At 58.7% G+C, this 16714-nt stretch carries 17 protein-coding genes, 1 tRNA gene and 2 pseudogenes; 12 read left to right on the plus strand and 8 right to left on the minus strand.

Annotation, left to right across the window (positions count from 1 at the left end; genetic code table 11):
• Positions 1-72: 72 nt before the first annotated feature.
• From murI to hemA, 5 genes are read right to left on the minus strand one after another with little or no spacing between them, the layout of a single operon-like run.
• Positions 73-867, minus strand: coding sequence for a glutamate racemase (murI, locus tag AB4P94_RS02360; RefSeq protein ID WP_395609238.1), 795 nt, complete (start codon positions 865-867; stop codon positions 73-75).
• A complete protein-coding gene (gene moeB / locus AB4P94_RS02365; RefSeq protein WP_395609239.1) occupies positions 860-1615 on the minus strand; it encodes a molybdopterin-synthase adenylyltransferase MoeB in 756 nt (251 codons plus the stop codon). The genes murI and moeB overlap by 8 nt, the downstream gene beginning before the upstream one ends.
• Positions 1609-2439, minus strand: coding sequence for a peptide chain release factor N(5)-glutamine methyltransferase (gene prmC / locus AB4P94_RS02370; RefSeq protein ID WP_395609240.1), 831 nt, complete (start codon positions 2437-2439; stop codon positions 1609-1611). The genes moeB and prmC overlap by 7 nt, the downstream gene beginning before the upstream one ends.
• Positions 2440-2451: 12 nt before the next feature.
• Complete coding sequence (prfA, locus tag AB4P94_RS02375; RefSeq protein ID WP_395609241.1) at positions 2452-3534, minus strand: peptide chain release factor 1; 1083 nt, start codon at positions 3532-3534, stop codon at positions 2452-2454.
• Positions 3531-4820: a glutamyl-tRNA reductase gene (hemA, locus tag AB4P94_RS02380; RefSeq protein WP_395609242.1), complete on the minus strand. Its 1290-nt coding sequence runs from the start codon at positions 4818-4820 to the stop codon at positions 3531-3533. Before hemA ends, prfA begins: the two co-directional genes overlap by 4 nt.
• A 182-nt stretch (positions 4821-5002) precedes the next feature.
• Here hemA and AB4P94_RS02385 point away from each other — a divergent pair, with 182 nt between their 5' ends.
• From AB4P94_RS02385 to sctJ, 12 genes and pseudogenes are all read left to right on the plus strand, one after another.
• Positions 5003-6727 carry a tetratricopeptide repeat protein gene (locus AB4P94_RS02385; RefSeq protein ID WP_395609243.1) on the plus strand — a complete coding sequence of 575 codons (1725 nt, stop codon included), beginning with the start codon at positions 5003-5005 and terminating at the stop codon, positions 6725-6727.
• 4 nt (positions 6728-6731) lie between these two features.
• Positions 6732-7349 carry a lipoprotein insertase outer membrane protein LolB gene (lolB, locus tag AB4P94_RS02390; protein WP_395609244.1) on the plus strand — a complete coding sequence of 206 codons (618 nt, stop codon included), beginning with the start codon at positions 6732-6734 and terminating at the stop codon, positions 7347-7349.
• A gap of 1 nt (position 7350) precedes the next feature.
• Positions 7351-8202 (plus strand): 4-(cytidine 5'-diphospho)-2-C-methyl-D-erythritol kinase, encoded by an 852-nt coding sequence (gene ispE / locus AB4P94_RS02395; RefSeq protein ID WP_395609245.1) that lies wholly within the window; start codon positions 7351-7353, stop codon positions 8200-8202.
• A gap of 37 nt (positions 8203-8239) precedes the next feature.
• Positions 8240-8314: transfer RNA gene (locus AB4P94_RS02400), tRNA-Gln, on the plus strand.
• A gap of 46 nt (positions 8315-8360) precedes the next feature.
• The gene (locus tag AB4P94_RS02405) at positions 8361-9302 is read left to right on the plus strand and encodes a ribose-phosphate pyrophosphokinase (protein WP_003208392.1); all 942 of its coding nucleotides are present in this window, start codon (positions 8361-8363) and stop codon (positions 9300-9302) included.
• Between the two features lie 136 nt (positions 9303-9438).
• Positions 9439-10035, plus strand: a complete 597-nt coding sequence (locus AB4P94_RS02410; RefSeq protein WP_033896953.1) for a 50S ribosomal protein L25/general stress protein Ctc — start codon at positions 9439-9441, stop codon at positions 10033-10035.
• Positions 10036-10202: 167 nt separating this feature from the next.
• Positions 10203-10787: an aminoacyl-tRNA hydrolase gene (gene pth, locus AB4P94_RS02415; protein WP_010213318.1), complete on the plus strand. Its 585-nt coding sequence runs from the start codon at positions 10203-10205 to the stop codon at positions 10785-10787.
• Between the two features lie 21 nt (positions 10788-10808).
• On the plus strand, positions 10809-11909 hold the full coding sequence (gene ychF, locus AB4P94_RS02420; protein WP_049710111.1) for a redox-regulated ATPase YchF: 1101 nt from the start codon (positions 10809-10811) through the stop codon (positions 11907-11909).
• 293 nt (positions 11910-12202) lie between these two features.
• A complete protein-coding gene (locus tag AB4P94_RS02425; protein ID WP_395609246.1) occupies positions 12203-13126 on the plus strand; it encodes a sigma 54-interacting transcriptional regulator in 924 nt (307 codons plus the stop codon).
• A gap of 193 nt (positions 13127-13319) precedes the next feature.
• The gene (locus tag AB4P94_RS02430; RefSeq protein WP_395609247.1) at positions 13320-13475 is read left to right on the plus strand and encodes a hypothetical protein; all 156 of its coding nucleotides are present in this window, start codon (positions 13320-13322) and stop codon (positions 13473-13475) included.
• 83 nt (positions 13476-13558) lie between these two features.
• A complete protein-coding gene (locus tag AB4P94_RS02435; RefSeq protein WP_395609248.1) occupies positions 13559-13924 on the plus strand; it encodes a hypothetical protein in 366 nt (121 codons plus the stop codon).
• A gap of 4 nt (positions 13925-13928) precedes the next feature.
• Positions 13929-14375, plus strand: a pseudogene (sctJ, locus tag AB4P94_RS02440) (type III secretion system inner membrane ring lipoprotein SctJ); the annotation flags it as partial.
• Here sctJ and AB4P94_RS02445 read toward each other — a convergent pair.
• The 3 genes and pseudogenes from AB4P94_RS02445 to AB4P94_RS02455 all read right to left on the minus strand — a co-directional run.
• Positions 14361-14481: pseudogene (locus AB4P94_RS02445) on the minus strand (type III secretion protein); the annotation flags it as partial. The pseudogenes sctJ and AB4P94_RS02445 sit on opposite strands and share 15 nt — an antisense overlap.
• Positions 14468-15826, minus strand: a complete 1359-nt coding sequence (locus tag AB4P94_RS02450) for a FliI/YscN family ATPase (protein ID WP_395609249.1) — start codon at positions 15824-15826, stop codon at positions 14468-14470. The pseudogene AB4P94_RS02445 and the gene AB4P94_RS02450, both read right to left, overlap by 14 nt.
• The gene (locus tag AB4P94_RS02455) at positions 15823-16713 is read right to left on the minus strand and encodes an FHA domain-containing protein (protein WP_395609250.1); all 891 of its coding nucleotides are present in this window, start codon (positions 16711-16713) and stop codon (positions 15823-15825) included. The genes AB4P94_RS02450 and AB4P94_RS02455 overlap by 4 nt, the downstream gene beginning before the upstream one ends.
• Position 16714 lies beyond the last annotated feature (1 nt).

Raw genomic sequence — 16714 nt, forward strand, 5'->3', positions numbered from 1 at the left:
AGGCTATCTCGCTATAGAAGCTGGCGCATAGACGGAAGTTCCAGCTTCTAACGCCGGTATTTCACGAATTTTTCACGCGCCAAAGCTTCGCACAACGCCTGGGTATTTCCATAGAGTCGGTAGGATATTTCTGAGGTGATCGGCATCGCCACTGGTCCAGAACTGTGCCGGTTCAGGATTGGCAGTCGCCAGCAGGTCGCGCTCGCCCAGCAACCGCTTGAGCTGACGTGCGACGGCAGCGCCGGTGTCGATCAGGATGATGCTCGCAGGGAGCATCTGAGCCAGGAGTGGCTTGAGGAAGGGGTAATGGGTGCAGCCCAGGATGATGGTGTCACAACCGGCGCTGAGCAGCGGTTCGACATAACCCTGCAACATCTGGCGCAAGGCCGGGCTGCACAGGTCGCCGGTTTCAATCAGCTCCACCAGGCCCGGGCACGGCTGGGTGATGACCCGTACGTCAGTGGCAAAACGGTCAAGCAAGGCTGCGAACTTGGCGCTTTGCAGCGTGCCGGTGGTAGCGAGTACACCGACCACGCCGCTGCGGGTGGCGGCTGCAGCGGGTTTGACCGCGGGCTCCATGCCCACCAACGGCCAGTCGGGGTAGTCCTGACGCAAATCCGCAACAGCGGCGACCGTCGCGGTATTGCACGCAATCACAAACGCCTTGGCGCCGCGCTCGCGAAAGAACTCGGCGACCATGCGCGAGCGTTGCAGGATAAACGCCGGGGTTTTCTCGCCATAAGGAATATGCCCGCAATCGGCCACATACAGCAGCGACTCATGGGGCAACAGTTGCTGGATTTCATCCAGCACCGACAAGCCGCCGACGCCGGAGTCGAACACACCGATGGGCGCGTCCTTAACCATGGTGTATCCCGCAGACACTGCAGCCCGGATCGCGTTTGACGCGCAACTCGCGAAAACGCGTGGTCAACGCATCGATCAGCAACAGCCGGCCCACCAGCGGCTCGCCAAAACCGGCGAGCAACTTCAGCGCTTCCAACGCTTGCAGGCTGCCGACCACGCCCACCAGCGGCCCGACCACGCCAGCTTCGCTACAAGTCAGTTCGGTGTCGCTGCCGTGCCCATATAAGCAGTGGTAGCAAGGGCTGTCGGCGCGACGCGGGTCGAACACCGACAACTGGCCTTCCAGGCGAATGGCCGCGCCACTGATCAATGGCTTGCCAGCGGCGACACACGCGGCGTTGACCGCCTCGCGGGTGGAAAAATTGTCGCTGCAATCGAGCACCACATCCACCGCCGCCACTGCCGCTGCCAGCGAATCGGCGTCCAGGGCACTGCGATGGGCGATCAGTTTGATCTCGGGGTTGATAGCGCCCAGGCGGTGCAACGCCGAGTCGACCTTGGTCTGCCCGACGCTGTCAGTGTCATGGATGATCTGGCGCTGCAGGTTGGTCAGGTCGACGGTATCGAAGTCGGCCACGTGCAACTCGCCCACACCGGCCGCCGCCAGATACAGCGCGACGGGTGCGCCCAGGCCACCGAGGCCGATGATCAATGCACGGCCATTTTTCAGGCGCAACTGACCGTCGATGTCGACATGCTGCAACAGAATCTGTCGGCTATAGCGCAACAGCTCCTGATCGGTCAGCACGGGCGGCGCCCCAGGGTAATGCGTTCGTGGTTGCCAAGGTCGATGCGGCTGTGGACCGTTTCAAAGCCCTCACCCGACAACAGGTCACGCACGGCCGCCGCCTGGTCGTAACCGTGTTCGAGCAACAACCAGCCACCGGCATTCAGGTGGGCCGGGCTCTGCGCAATGATCACGCGTAAGTCGTCGAGGCCGTCGTGGCCCGCCACCAGTGCGCTGGCCGGTTCAAAGCGTACGTCACCGGCGACCAGGTGCGGGTCGTTGTCGGCGATGTACGGCGGGTTGCTGATGATCAGGTCAAAGGTGTGACCTTGCAGGGCGCTGAACCAATGGCTGTTCAGCACCGTGGCGTTTTTCAGGTGCAGGCGCTGGCGATTGCGCTCGGCCAGGGCCACGGCTTCCAGCACGCGGTCGACCGCCGTGACTTGCCAGGCTGGGCGTTCGCTGGCCAAGGCCAAGGCAATCGCGCCGCTGCCGGTGCCCAGGTCGAGAACCTTGGCGGGCGTAGCCGGCAACAATTCCAGTGCGGCTTCTACCAGCAATTCGGTTTCCGGGCGCGGGATCAGCGTGTGCGGTGCGACCTCCAGGTCCAGCTTCCAGAAGCCTTGCTGGCCAAGGATATAGGCCACCGGCTCACCGCCACGGCGACGCTGCAGATAGTCGGCAAACTTCAGCGCATCTTCGCTGCTGACGATTTTCTCCGGCCATGTGTGCAGGTAACTGCGCGATTTGCCCAAGGCAGCGGCCAGCAACAGCTCCACATCCAGGCGCGCGGTGGGCGAATCCGGCAGGTCGGCAGCGCGCAGCAGGCTGGCGATAATGGTCATTTATTCACCTGTTTATTCACCAATCGCCGCGAGTTGATCGGCCTGATATTCAGCGAGCAACGGCTCGATCACTGCGTCCACGCCACCGGCAAGAATTTCATCGAGGGAGTAAAGGGTGAGGTTGACCCGGTGGTCGGTCACCCGGCCCTGGGCAAAGTTGTAGGTACGAATACGCTCGGAGCGGTCGCCCGACCCCACCAGCAATTTACGCTCGCTGGCAATCGCATTGGCGGCGGCGCTGGTCTGCTGGTCGTTGAGCTTGGCCGACAGCCAGGACATCGCCCGCGCGCGGTTCTTGTGCTGGGAACGCTCTTCCTGGCACTCCACCACGATGCCGGAAGGCAAGTGGGTGATACGGATCGCGGAGTCGGTCTTGTTGACGTGCTGGCCACCGGCCCCCGACGAGCGGTAGGTGTCGACGCGCAAATCCGCCGGGTTGATCTCGATGGCTTCCTGCTCGTCCGGCTCGGGCAACACGGCCACGGTGCACGCAGAGGTGTGGATGCGGCCCTGGGATTCCGTCGCCGGGACCCGCTGCACACGGTGCGCGCCGGATTCGAACTTCAGCTTGCCGTAAACGTTGTCGCCTTCGACCCGCGCGATGACTTCTTTATAGCCGCCGTGCTCACCTTCGTTTTCAGACAGGATTTCCACGCGCCAGCCGCGACGCTCGGCATAACGCGAATACATGCGGAACAGGTCGCCGGAAAAAATCGCCGCCTCGTCGCCACCGGTGCCGGCGCGGATTTCGAGGAACACGTTGCGCCCGTCATTCGGGTCTTTGGGCAGCAGCATGCGTTGCAGGTCGCCCTCCAGCGCCACCAGTTTTTCCTTGGCTTCGCGGACTTCTTCCACGGCCATTTCGCGCATGTCCGGGTCGCTGTCCTTGAGCAGCGCCTGGGCGCCTTCGAGGTCGGTCTGGGTTTTCAGCCATTGGCTATAGGTGGCCACAATCGGCTCAACTTCCGCGTATTCCTTGGAATAGGTGCGAAATTTGGTCTGATCCGAGATGACCTCGCCATCGCCGAGCAAGGCGGTCAGTTCTTCGAAACGGTCCTGGAGCACGTCCAGTTTATTGAGCAGTGACGCTTTCATTGCGGTTTTTTATCCGAAGAGCTATCTGACGCGCCCTCACCGAGGGCAAAGAGTTCTTGGGCCATGGCCAGCGCATCGAGGCGGCCTTCGGCAGTAAGCTTTTTCAACTGCACGCTGGGGGCATGCAGCAATTTATTGGTCAGGCCACGGGCGAGCTGCATCAACACGTCTTCTGCGCTGCCGCCGTTGGCGAGCAAACGCTGGGCCTTGGTCAGCTCTTCGTCACGCAGGCGTTCGCCTTGCTGACGATAGGCCTTGAGCACATCGACCGCCGCCAGCTCACGCAGGCGCACCATGAAGTCTTCGGCCCCGGTACTGACCATTTCCTCGGCGGCCTGGGCGGCACCCTGGCGGCTCTTGAGGTTTTCGGCGACCACCTCATGCAGGTCGTCGACGCTGTAGAGGTAAACGTCGTCCAACTCGCCGACTTCAGGCTCGATATCGCGGGGAACAGCGATATCCACCATGAAAATAGGTTTGTGCTTGCGCAGCTTCAATGCGCTTTCTACTGCGCCTTTGCCAAGAATAGGCAATTGGCTGGCGGTGGAGCTGATCACGATATCGCTGCGCACCAGCTCAGCCGGAATGTCTGACAGCAGCACCGCGTGGGCGCCGAACTGCTCGGCGAGGATGCTCGCGCGCTCGAGTGTACGGTTGGCGACCACAATACGTTTCACGCCCAGGTCGTGCAGGTGGCGAGCGACCAGGGTGATGGTCTCGCCGGCGCCGATCAGCAACGCCTGGCTGCGCTGCAGGTCGCTGAATATCTGTTTGGCCAGGCTGACGGCGGCAAACGCCACCGACACCGGGTTTTCACCGATGGCGGTGTCGGTGCGCACCTGCTTGGCGGAATTGAACGTCGCCTGGAACAGCCGGCCCAGCAACGGCCCGACGGTGCCAGCCTCACGCGCCACGGCGTAGGCAGATTTCATCTGGCCGAGGATCTGCGGCTCGCCCAACACCAGCGAATCGAGGCCGGCGGCCACACGCATCATGTGACGAACTGCCGCATCCTCTTCGTGCACATAGGCGCACGCACGCAGCTCGTCGAGGCTCAAATGGTGGAAATCGGCCAGCCAGCGCAGCACCACATCCGCCGAAAGATGTTCCTGCTCTATATAAAGCTCGCTGCGATTGCAGGTCGAAAGGATCGCAGCTTCGCGGCTGTCGGTGATCCGGCAGAGTTGCTGCAAGGCCTCAACCAACTGCTCCGGCGTAAACGCCACGCGCTCGCGCACGTCTACAGATGCAGTCTTGTGGTTAATACCGAGTGCGAGGAAGGCCATTCAATATCGCTGATGATGTCGGGAAGCCGACAATTGTCCTACTTCGAATGATTCAGAACAACCACCGTAGGCTATTGTCCTAATGCCTTGTGTCTATTAAGGCATCCACTGAGACTCGGTTATGTTTGGCCGAAGGCTTGTGTCATGATGATCCGACCGCAGGTTAGTCGTCCTCTTCCTATATGAATAGATCTTCCGCGTTGCTCCTTGCTTTTGTCTTCCTCAGCGGCTGCCAGGCCTTGGCCCCCGTGTCGCCGGACGGTACGCCGCCGGTCGAAGACAGCACTCCCGCACCTGAAAAGCCCAAGGTTTATTCCTCGTTCAAGGAAGAAACGATCTACAGCCTGCTGACCGCGGAACTCGCCGGCCAGCGCAATCGTTTCGATATTGCCCTGGATAACTACGTGACCCAGGCCATCAACACTCAGGATCCGGGCATCTCGGAGCGGGCGTTTCGCATCGCCGAGTACCTGGGCGCCGACCAGGCTGCGCTGGACACGTCGCTGATCTGGGCGAAAAACGCGCCGGACGACCTGGAGGCCCAACGCGCCGCTGCCGTTCAGCTGGCACGCGCCGGGCGCTATGACGACTCCATGGTCTATATGGAGAAAGTCCTGCAGGGCAAGGGCGACACGCATTTCGACTTCCTCGCACTGTCGGCTGCCGACACCGATCAGGACACGCGCAACGGTCTGATGAAGAGTTTCGACCGTTTGCTGCAAAAGCATCCCAAGAACAGCCAGCTGATTTTCGGCAAGGCGCTGTTGTTGCAACAAGATGACGAAGCCGACGCAGCGCTCAAGCTGCTGGAACAGAACCCGCCGGAAGACGGCGAGATCGCGCCGATCCTGCTGCGCGCCCGCTTGCTGCAAAACCTCAATCGCGGCAAGGAAGCGATTCCGCTGCTGGAAAAAAGCATCAAGAAGTACCCGGACGACAAGCGCCTGCGCCTGACTTACGCGCGCACGCTGGTTGAGCAGGACCGTATGGAAGACGCCAAAGTGCAGTTCGCCAACCTGGTCCAGCAATACCCGGACGACGATGAACTGCGCTACTCCCTGGCATTGGTATGCCTGGAAGCCAAGGCCTGGGATGAGGCCAAGGGTTACCTGGAAGAGTTGATCCAGCGTGAGAGCCATGTGGATTCGGCGCACTTGAACCTTGGCCGTATCGCCGAGGAGCGCAACGACCCGCAAGCCGCCCTGCTCGAATATGCCCAGGTTGGCCCCGGCAATGATTACCTGCCGGCCCAACTGCGCCAGGCCGATATCCTGATGAGCAATGGCCGCACCGACGAGGCGGAAAAACGCCTGGCTGCTGCGCGCGATGCCGAACCGGACTACGCGATCCAGCTCTATCTGATCCAGGCCGAGACCTTATCGGCCAACAATCAGGGCGAGCGTGCCTGGAAACTGCTGCAACAAGCCTTGCTGCAATACCCGGATGATTTGAACCTGTTGTACACCCGGGCCATGCAGGCGGAAAAACACAACGACCTGGCGCAGATGGAAAAAGACCTGCGCCTGATCATCAAACGTGACCCGGACAACGCCATGGCGCTGAACGCCCTCGGCTACACACTGTCCGACCGTACAACACGCTATGCCGAAGCCAAGGTGTTGATCGAGCAAGCCCACAAGTTGAACCCGGAAGACCCGGCCGTTCTCGACAGTCTTGGCTGGGTGAATTACCGCCTGGGCAACCTCGACGAAGCCGAACGTTTGCTGCGTCAGGCGCTGGAGCGCTTCCCCGACCAAGAAGTGGCCGCCCACTTGGGCGAGGTGCTCTGGGCCAATGGCAAGCAACGCGAAGCCCGTCAAATCTGGGAAAAATTCCTCAAGGAACAACCCGAAAGCCCCATCCTGCGCGGCACCATCAAGCGCCTGACCGGATCCGAGACCCTTTAAGCTTATGTTCTTGCGCCACGTTATCGTTTTCAGTTTCCTCGCCTTGCTCGCCGGTTGCGCGGGCATTGGCAGCCGTGAATCCGTTGAGGGCCAGGGCAACCCGGCCCAATGGCAACAGCACAAGGACCAGCTCAGCAGCATTGATGGCTGGCAGATCGAAGGCAAGGTTGGGGTTCGTGCGCCGAAGGATTCCGGCAGCGGCACCCTGTTCTGGCTGCAACGCCAGGACTATTACGACATTCGGCTGTCGGGCCCGCTAGGGCGCGGCGCAGCACGCCTGACCGGTCGCCCGGGGCAAGTCAGCCTGGAAGTGGCCAACCAGGGCCGCTATGAAGCGGCTTCGCCGGAAGAATTGCTGGAACAGCAGATGGGCTGGAAGCTGCCCGTTTCGCATCTGGTCTGGTGGGTGCGCGGTTTGCCTGCGCCTGACAGCAAAAGTCGCCTGAGCCTCAATGGCGACAGCCGCTTGGCCACCTTGGAACAGGACGGCTGGCAGGTCGAATACCTGAGCTACGTACAGCAGGGCAGCTACTGGCTGCCCGAGCGTATCAAGCTGCACGGCACCGACCTTGACGTCACGCTGGTGATCAAGGACTGGCAACCGCGCAAGCTGGGGCAATAACGTGTCCGTAGAAAAACTGACCCTGCCCTCCCCCGCCAAACTCAATTTGATGCTGCACATTCTCGGTCGCCGTGCAGACGGCTACCACGAGTTGCAGACGCTGTTTCAATTTCTCGATTACGGCGATGAGCTGACCTTCGCCGTGCGCGACGATGGCGTGATCCAGCTGCACACCGAATTCGAAGGCGTGCCCCACGACAGCAACCTGATCGTGAAGGCGGCGAAAAAACTTCAAGAACAATCCGGCAGTTCGCTCGGCATCGATATCTGGATCGATAAAATCCTGCCCATGGGCGGCGGTATCGGCGGCGGCAGCTCGAATGCCGCGACCACCTTGCTCGGCTTGAATCACTTGTGGCAACTGGGCTGGGACCCTGATCGCCTGGCTGCACTGGGGCTGACGCTGGGCGCCGATGTGCCGGTTTTCGTGCGTGGGCACGCGGCTTTTGCCGAGGGTGTGGGTGAGAAACTCAGCCCGGAATACCCCGAAGAGCCGTGGTATGTCGTGCTTGTTCCGCAAGTATCTGTAAGTACAGCAGAAATTTTTTCAGATCCGCTGTTGACACGTAACTCTCCTCCCATTAAAGTGCGCCCCGTTCCCAAGGGAAACAGTCGAAATGACTGCTTACCGGTTGTAGCAAGGCGTTATCCAGAGGTACGTAACGCTTTGAATTTGTTAGGTAAATTTACCGAAGCAAAATTAACCGGAACTGGAAGTTGTGTGTTTGGGGGCTTCCCAAGCAAAGCTGAAGCTGATAAAGTCTCGGCCCTTCTTACAGAGACCCTTACAGGGTTTGTAGCAAAGGGAAGCAACGTTTCGATGTTGCATCGCAAGCTGCAAAGTCTGCTCTAAAAGGAACCGGGTGTTAGGCACTCGTTGCAACAGATACAGGGGCGTCGCCAAGCGGTAAGGCAGCAGGTTTTGATCCTGCCATGCGTTGGTTCGAATCCAGCCGCCCCTGCCATTTTCTAATACTCATCCAGGTTACCCTCAGCCTCTAGGTACTGCGCGTGTCCAAGATGATGGTCTTTACGGGGAATGCTAACCCCGATCTGGCTCGACGTGTCGTACGTCAGCTGCATATCCCTCTCGGTGACATCTCTGTCGGTAAATTTTCCGACGGCGAAATTACAGCCGAGATCAATGAAAACGTTCGCGGTAAAGACGTCTTCATTATTCAGCCGACTTGCGCTCCGACCAACGATAACCTGATGGAACTCGTCGTGATGGCTGATGCCTTCCGCCGCTCCTCAGCGACTCGAATCACAGCTGTAATCCCTTACTTTGGTTATGCCCGTCAGGATCGCCGCCCGCGTTCCGCACGTGTGGCTATCAGCGCGAAAGTCGTCGCTGACATGCTGACCGTGGTAGGCATCGACCGTGTTCTCACGGTTGACCTGCACGCTGACCAAATCCAGGGGTTCTTCGATATTCCGGTAGATAACATCTACGGCTCCCCAGTATTGGTGGATGACATCGAAGACCAGCGCTTTGAAAACCTGATGATCGTGTCCCCGGACATTGGTGGCGTCGTGCGTGCACGGGCTGTTGCCAAATCCTTGGGCGTGGACCTCGGGATCATCGACAAACGCCGTGAAAAAGCCAATCACTCTGAAGTGATGCATATCATCGGTGATGTCGAAGGGCGTACCTGTATTCTGGTTGATGACATGGTCGACACCGCCGGCACCCTGTGCCACGCGGCGAAAGCCTTGAAAGAGCACGGTGCTGCAAAAGTCTTCGCCTACTGCACACACCCTGTGCTGTCGGGCCGAGCGATCGAGAACATCGAGAACTCCATGCTGGACGAACTGGTGGTGACCAACACCATCCCGTTGTCCGCAGCCGCTCAAGCCTGTTCGCGTATCCGCCAACTGGATATCGCACCGGTAGTTGCCGAGGCGGTTCGCCGCATCAGCAATGAAGAATCGATCAGCGCGATGTTCCGTTAAGGGTCAAACCTTCGGAACACCCACTGACGAAAAGCGCCCCGCCCCGACATTGTGTTGGGGCGGGGCTTTTTTGCCCATGTCGAGGCCGGCGCTGGTCGCAAACGCCGCTCGATGATGGCTATTTTGGAGATACAAAATGACTGACTTTACTCTGAACGCCCAAGCGCGTACTGACCTGGGGAAAGGTGCGAGCCGCCGCCTGCGTCACGCCGCCAACATCCCTGCTGTTGTTTACGGTGGCAACAAGCCTGCTGAATCCGTAACCATCCTGGCCAAAGAAATCGCCAAACTGTTCGAAAACGAAGCTGCCTACAGCCACGTTATCGAGCTGAATGTCGATGGCGCCAAGCAGAACGTAATCGTTAAAGCGATGCAGCGTCACCCGTCCAAGCAATTCATCATGCACGCTGACTTCGTGCGTGTTGTTGCTGGCCAGAAACTGACCGCCATCGTGCCTGTGCACTTTGTTGGTGAAGACGCTCCGGTCAAGAAAGGCGGCGAGATCTCGCACGTCCTGAACGAAATCGAAGTGACCTGCCTGCCGAAAGACCTGCCTGAGTTCATCGAAGTCGACCTGTCGGCTCTGGAAATCGGCGCTATCGTTCACCTGTCCGACCTCAAAGCCCCTAAAGGCGTTGAGTTTGTTGCACTGGCTCACGGTGATGACAAAGCTGTTGCAAACGTACACGCTCCACGCGTTGCTCCAGAAGCTGAAGAAGGCGCTGCAGAGTAATTCACTCTGTATTGCCGGAGCTTGAGGAAACATCGCGGACCGGAACGTAGCGAGAAAGCGGGCGATAACGCGGCGTTTACTCTTGAGTAAATGAGCTACTGTTGTCCACTTTCGCCGCACCAAGGTCAGGCGATGTTATCCACAACTCCAAAGGAAGGGCCCCTGTCGTGACTGCCATTAAACTGATCGTTGGCCTGGGAAATCCAGGCGCCGAATACGAACAGACCCGGCATAACGCGGGGGCCCTTTTTGTTGAGCGCATCGCCCACGCGCAAGGTGTCAACCTTGTGGCCGATCGCAAATATTTTGGCCTGACCGGGCGCTTCTCGCACCAGGGTCAGGATGTTCGTCTGCTGATTCCCACCACCTACATGAACCGCAGCGGCCAGGCTGTCGCGGCGCTTGCGGGCTTCTTCCGAATCAAACCCGAAGAAATCCTGGTGGCCCATGACGAACTGGACCTGCCACCCGGTGTTGCCAAGCTCAAGCTGGGCGGCGGGCATGGTGGGCACAACGGCCTGCGCGACATCATCGCGCAGTTGGGTAATCAGAATAATTTCTACCGCCTGCGGCTTGGCATTGGCCATCCGGGCGTTGCCAGTATGGTTTCAAATTTCGTCCTGGGTCGTGCGCCACGCGCCGAACAGGAAAAACTCGATGCCAGCATCGACTTTGCCCTCGGCGTGCTGCCGGATATCTTCGCCGGTGAATGGAACCGCGCGATGAAAAACCTGCACAGCCAGAAGGCCTGACTCTTACCGAGGGGAAACACCATGGGATTCAATTGCGGCATCGTCGGCCTGCCCAACGTCGGCAAATCCACCTTGTTCAACGCCCTGACCAAGTCCGGTATTGCAGCGGAGAACTTCCCCTTCTGCACCATCGAACCCAACAGCGGTATCGTGGCCATGCCCGACCCGCGTCTGGCGGCACTGGCAGCCATCGTCAATCCGAAGCGCATCTTGCCGACCACCATGGAATTCGTCGACATCGCGGGCCTGGTGGCTGGTGCGTCGAAAGGTGAAGGCCTGGGCAACAAGTTCCTGGCGAACATTCGCGAAACCGATGCCATCGCCCACGTGGTCCGCTGCTTTGAAGACGAGAACGTGATTCACGTTTCCAACAGCGTCGACCCGAAACGCGACATCGAAATCATCGATCTGGAACTGATCTTCGCTGACCTCGACAGCTGCGAAAAGCAACTGCAGAAAGTCGCGCGCAATGCCAAAGGCGGTGACAAGGACGCCGTGGTCCAGAAAGGCCTGCTGGAGCAATTGATCGCTCACTTCACCGAGGGCAAGCCAGCGCGCAGCCTGATGAAGAACATGAGCACCGACGAAAAAGCGGTGATCAAGGGCTTCCACTTGCTGACTACCAAGCCGGTGATGTACATCGCCAACGTCGCTGAAGACGGCTTCGAGAACAACCCTTTGCTCGATGTGGTCAAGGCCATCGCCGATGAAGAAGGCGCGATCGTTGTGCCTGTGTGCAACAAGATTGAAGCGGAAATCGCCGAGCTCGATGACGGCGAAGAAAAAGACATGTTCCTTGAGGCTCTGGGCCTGGAAGAGCCTGGCTTGAACCGTGTGATCCGCGCCGGCTACGAAATGCTGCACCTGCAGACCTACTTCACCGCCGGTGTCGAAGAAGTTCGCGCGTGGACCGTTAAGGTCGGCGCCACCGCGCCACAGGCCGCTGGTGTGATCCACACTGACTTCGAAAAAGGCTTCATCCGCGCCGAAGTGATCGCCTACAACGACTTCATCCAGTACAAGGGCGAAGCCGGTACCAAGGAAGCGGGTAAATGGCGCCTGGAAGGCAAGGAATACATCGTCAAAGATGGCGATGTAATGCACTTCCGTTTCAACGTGTAAACGTTACCTGCGGTTTACGCCGACAATAAAAAGCCGATGCTATGCATCGGCTTTTTTATGGGCGACGATTAAACATGTCGCCAACACACGCCTGTCTGTGGCTGTCATTTTTCAATGATTCACTCTACTCACTGTCCTGCGAAATAAATAAACCTGCGCCTGTCTAACTTGTCCTACATCGCCCACGCAAGTTCCTACTTTAATGCAGCCAGAAAAAACTTATGCTTTCCATTCTACTGAACCGCGCTGACCGTTTTATCACTGGCGCAAAGCGATAATGGAGCAACCATCCGATGCCGGCCGCCCCTCTCAGGGAAAATGAAACAAATATTTCATTGATCGAAAACCCGGATATCGAAAATACGCTCCTGAGCACCGCACCTCTCAATATCGACATTCTGTTATTGGGAGAAACCGGTACCGGCAAGGATACCTTGGCCCAACGAATACATAGCCTCTCAGGGCGACGAGGTAACTTCGTTGCCTTGAACTGCGCAGCCATCCCGGAGAGTCTCGCAGAAAGCCAGTTGTTCGGCGTCAACAGCGGCGCCTATACAGGCGCACTGCAATCACGGGCCGGCGTCGTCGAAGCGGCTCACTTGGGCACCCTTTACCTCGATGAGATCGACAGCATGCCGTTGAGCCTGCAAGCCAAGCTGCTGCGCGTACTGGAGACACGTGGCGTGGAGCGCTTGGGCTCAACCCGTTTCATTCCTGTGGATATGCGCGTTATTGCGTCAGCCCAACAGTCGCTGCTTGCGATGGTCGAGCAAGGCTCCTTCCGCCGCGACCTGTACTTTCGACTGAATGTCGTGAGCTTCCAGCTGCCGGCCCTGCGAGACCAGCGAGAACGGATCATTCCATTGTTCCTGGGGATGATCCAGCAAGAAGCCGAACGCTTCAAATACCCTGCCCCGACGCCGCCCGGCGAGTTGCTGCAACAATTACTGTGTCATACCTGGCAAGGCAATGTCCGCGAACTGCGCTCTGCAGCCAAGCGGTTCGTTCTGGGCCTGCCACCGCTTTACGCCGCAATGATCAATTCACAGGCCGATGAAATGAGCCTGAAGGCGCGGCTGCAGCAAATTGAAAAGGCACTGATTGAAGAGTCACTGCGGCGTAATGACCATTGTGTCGATAGCGTGGCAATTGAGCTGAAGGTCGCCAAGCGCACGCTTTATTACCGAATGAAACAGCTCGAAGTACAGCTGGCATAAAGCGTTTGCACCTCCATTTACGTCATGCAGCAAAAAAATGTGGCGAAACAATTAAACACAACCCTCCTCTTGAGACTTGGAACGCTTCATACCTTGCAGGCCACGTACTCAACGAGCAATTTCAACATTGCTCGGAAACGACCGATAGTAATCAACCGCTATCGAATCTTATATAAAGTTAAAGAGGTGGATCATGGCACTAGGCGGCGTGGGCACTAGCCCACAAGAGATGGCTACAAAAGGTATCGAAGAGCAAAAAAAATGGGATGGCGTGCAAAAAACCAAAGAAGAGGCTGAAATCGCCAAATTCAACGCGCAGATCGCCAACACCAAAGCAATACGCTACTAAGCAGACCAAGCCTTCTCAACTTAATCCGTTGAGAAGGCTTATTTACGTGGCACATCACACTCGTACTTGCGATAGAGGAACCTATGCTCATCACCCCTGCTGACCTGACAACGAGCGCAAAAATCGCAACGGGATCGGATACGCCTGCCGAGAGTCATCGTTCTTCTGACCTCAATTTTTTCCTGGCCGAAATGAACAAGACCGACCTGTCCGATAAAAGAAGCCCCCGCGCCGTGGCCTCGGCCGATTCAGCCAGCGCCATGGGTGGATCGTCGGCGGAATCGAAAAATTTGTCCAAAGGGTTTCGGGACGCCAGCCTGGGCAAGACGACGAAGTACGCGGACAAATTCCCCGAATACCTCGCTAAAGCTCATGTCGAAGCCATCTCCAACGTCAAGGTGATTGGCGCAATCGCAAAAGCCTGCGACAAAATTTCAAGCATGGGGTAGATGCATGTACCGCCGCCTGAGCACCCTTTTATTTTTTTCATTGGCGCTATTGCTGACTGGCTGCGGTGAAAGTGTAGAGCTGCATCGCAATATTTCCGAACAGGAAGCCAATGAAGTCATTGCAGAACTGGCCGACAAGCAGATTCGGGCCCAGAAGATTCCAGGCAAGGACGGCGTCGCTGTCCGCGTCAAAGCCAGTGACATCAACCGGGCCGTTCGTACGCTGGACGCCGCCGGACTGCCCAAGGTGGCGCGCTCGACGTTAGGCGATATCTTTCGCAAGGAAGGGGTCATCTCCACGCCACTGGAAGAGCGCGCGCGCTACATCTACGCGTTGTCCCAGGAACTGGAAGCGACCTTGTCGAATATAGACGGCGTGATCGTCGCTCGAGTGCATGTGGTGTTGCCTGAGCGGGTAGCCCCCGGCGAGCCCGTACAACCAAGGCTTGCCGAGCACGCGTGGCTTCACGCAACGCACGCTCTGCGCGGTCAGCCCGGTGCCGTCGCAGACGTCGCAAGGTCTCGATTTCACCGAGTAAAACGTCAGAATGGGACATAGGCCGTGAGCTCCTTGAGTTGTTCCAAAGTGGCGGCCATCGATGCAGGTTCACGCAAGTCCTGACGCAGGAATGCGTCGACCGCTTGGCGACTGTCCACTGCCAGATCGGTCAGCGCATCGCTGCCGGGCTGGTATTCCCCAAGCTTGAGCATCAGCTCGATCTGTTGATACGCCGATAACAGACGCCTTAACGCCGTGCCCGCCTGGATATCGTCTGGTGCAGCGACGTTGCTGAGAATCCGCGAAAGGCTGCCCAGGACATCCACCGCAGGATAATGGCCACGTTCGGCGAGCTTGCGAGACAGCACGATGTGGCCGTCGAGCAACGAGCGAACTTCATCGGCGACCGGGTCGCTCATGGAGTCCTGCTCAATCAGCACCGTGTAGATCGCTGTAATCACGCCGTCACGGGTCAGCCCGGCGCGCTCGACCAGACGCGGCAGCAGGCTATACACCGAAGGCGGCAGACCACCCCGCCCCAGAGGCTCGCCGGCAGCCAGGCCGATTTCACGCTGGGCCCTGGCGAAACGTGTCAGGGAATCGATCAGCAGCAGCACCCGCTTGCCCTGGCGCCGGAAGCCTTCGGCCAGAGCCGTCGCCGTAAACGCCGCGCGCGCACGCTCCATGCTCGAACGGTCGGAAGTGGCACACACCAGCACCGCCTTGGCGCGCAGTTGATCATCCAGCTCATGGTCAAGAAATTCGCGCAGTTCCCGGCCTCGCTCGCCGATCAAACCGAACACAATCACATCGCACTCAACGTTACGGGCGATCTCGGCCAGCAAGGTGGTTTTGCCACAGCCAGCCCCTGCAAACAGGCCCACGCGTTGGCCCTCGCCCAACGTCAACAACCCATCGATCGAACGCACACCGGTGGCCAACGCACGGTTGATTCTCGGTCGATCGGTAGGCAAAGGCGCTTCACACAGCACAGCGCTCGCATCCGGCGAGTCAACCTCGGCAAAAGCGCTCGGGCCTTCGCCGGTGATCGGCCGCCCAAAACCATCCAGCACCTGCCCAAGCAGCGCCTCACTGACCTGCACCCGGTGCGATATCCCCAGGCGTTCCACACTGGCGCCCACACGCACGCCTTCCAGGTTGCCCAAGGCACTGAGGACTGCATCCTGTTGATCAAAACCGATGATCTCGGCCAGCATGTAATCACCGGGGTTTTTCTCCACTTGGCACAAATCGCCAATACGCGCCTGCGGCAGCCGGCATTGCAGCAACATGCCGTTGACGCGCTGGATTCGGCCCCGCATCGTCACCGGCGTAAAATTCGCCAGCGCCTGGGTTTGACGTTGTTGCCAAAGCTGCAGGCGCGCTTGAGTGTCCTCGTTCACCAACGCACCTCAAAACGCTGTGTACCATCGAAGACCACCTTGCTGTTATCGATCAGCACCAGGCGCAGGCCTGCGACTTCATCGCCCACAAACAGCCGGTTGCCGTCTTCCAGCACCACGTGACCAGTAGGCCCTCCAACGATCTGCACAATCTTGAACGGCAATGCTCCGTCACGTGCTCGCACTCGACTGATCACCGGCACAGCACTGTCGAATTGCTCGACAAAACGGCTGAGCATTCGCGTTACCAGTTCAACATCATCCGGCGAGACGTCACCGTTGAGTGCGACCTGACCATTGATCACCTGCACACTGACCCGCTGCCCCAACTCACGCTCGTTGAGCATCTTCATCAGTTGTTGGCGGACTTCGAAGGGCGAGGCCAGCTCGCTTTTGCGGACCTCAAGCGGCATCAAGGAGGCCTTGGCCTCACGCTCGCCCGTCGAGGCTATGCTCACCACCATGATGATGACCGCAACCACCAGCACCAGGCTGATCAAGCGTTTTTGCTGTGAATGAGGAATGGACGATAACTTCAGCGTCTGCGGCGGCACATAAACGGGGGCAACGACAGGCTTTGGTACCTGGGGCCAGGGTTGACTCGCCAAAGAGACACACAGCCCGATGGCGCCCACCGAAAATGATTCGTCGAGTGCCAGGCTCGCGATCTGGGCCAGCATCTGACCCTGGGCGCCGTGCAGCAATCCTGCTTCGGCCTGTACCGACCAATTTGAACCGGCCAGCCGCAACCGCGCGTGGTGCTCGGCGATGCCTGGATCGTTCAGCACCAAGTCGGCATCACGGTGGGCACCAATACTCCACTCGTCACCAAACAGCGGCAAGGCGGCCCCTTGGTGCAAACCGTCAAGCACTCGCAGTTCAAACATC

Source organism: Pseudomonas sp. B22129 (assembly GCF_044218875.1).
Taxonomy (GTDB): Bacteria; Pseudomonadota; Gammaproteobacteria; order Pseudomonadales; family Pseudomonadaceae; genus Aquipseudomonas.

Coding starts and splice junctions, on each gene's coding strand:
- murI (WP_395609238.1), bottom strand. CDS start 867: ATGGTTAAGGACGCGCCCATCGGTGTGTTCGACTCCGGCGTCGGCGGC.
- prmC (WP_395609240.1), bottom strand. CDS start 2,439: ATGACCATTATCGCCAGCCTGCTGCGCGCTGCCGACCTGCCGGATTCG.
- prfA (WP_395609241.1), bottom strand. CDS start 3,534: ATGAAAGCGTCACTGCTCAATAAACTGGACGTGCTCCAGGACCGTTTC.
- hemA (WP_395609242.1), bottom strand. CDS start 4,820: ATGGCCTTCCTCGCACTCGGTATTAACCACAAGACTGCATCTGTAGAC.
- AB4P94_RS02385 (WP_395609243.1), top strand. CDS start 5,003: ATGAATAGATCTTCCGCGTTGCTCCTTGCTTTTGTCTTCCTCAGCGGC.
- lolB (WP_395609244.1), top strand. CDS start 6,732: ATGTTCTTGCGCCACGTTATCGTTTTCAGTTTCCTCGCCTTGCTCGCC.
- AB4P94_RS02410 (WP_033896953.1), top strand. CDS start 9,439: ATGACTGACTTTACTCTGAACGCCCAAGCGCGTACTGACCTGGGGAAA.
- ychF (WP_049710111.1), top strand. CDS start 10,809: ATGGGATTCAATTGCGGCATCGTCGGCCTGCCCAACGTCGGCAAATCC.
- AB4P94_RS02425 (WP_395609246.1), top strand. CDS start 12,203: ATGCCGGCCGCCCCTCTCAGGGAAAATGAAACAAATATTTCATTGATC.
- AB4P94_RS02430 (WP_395609247.1), top strand. CDS start 13,320: ATGGCACTAGGCGGCGTGGGCACTAGCCCACAAGAGATGGCTACAAAA.
- AB4P94_RS02435 (WP_395609248.1), top strand. CDS start 13,559: ATGCTCATCACCCCTGCTGACCTGACAACGAGCGCAAAAATCGCAACG.
- AB4P94_RS02455 (WP_395609250.1), bottom strand. CDS start 16,713: ATGTTTGAACTGCGAGTGCTTGACGGTTTGCACCAAGGGGCCGCCTTG.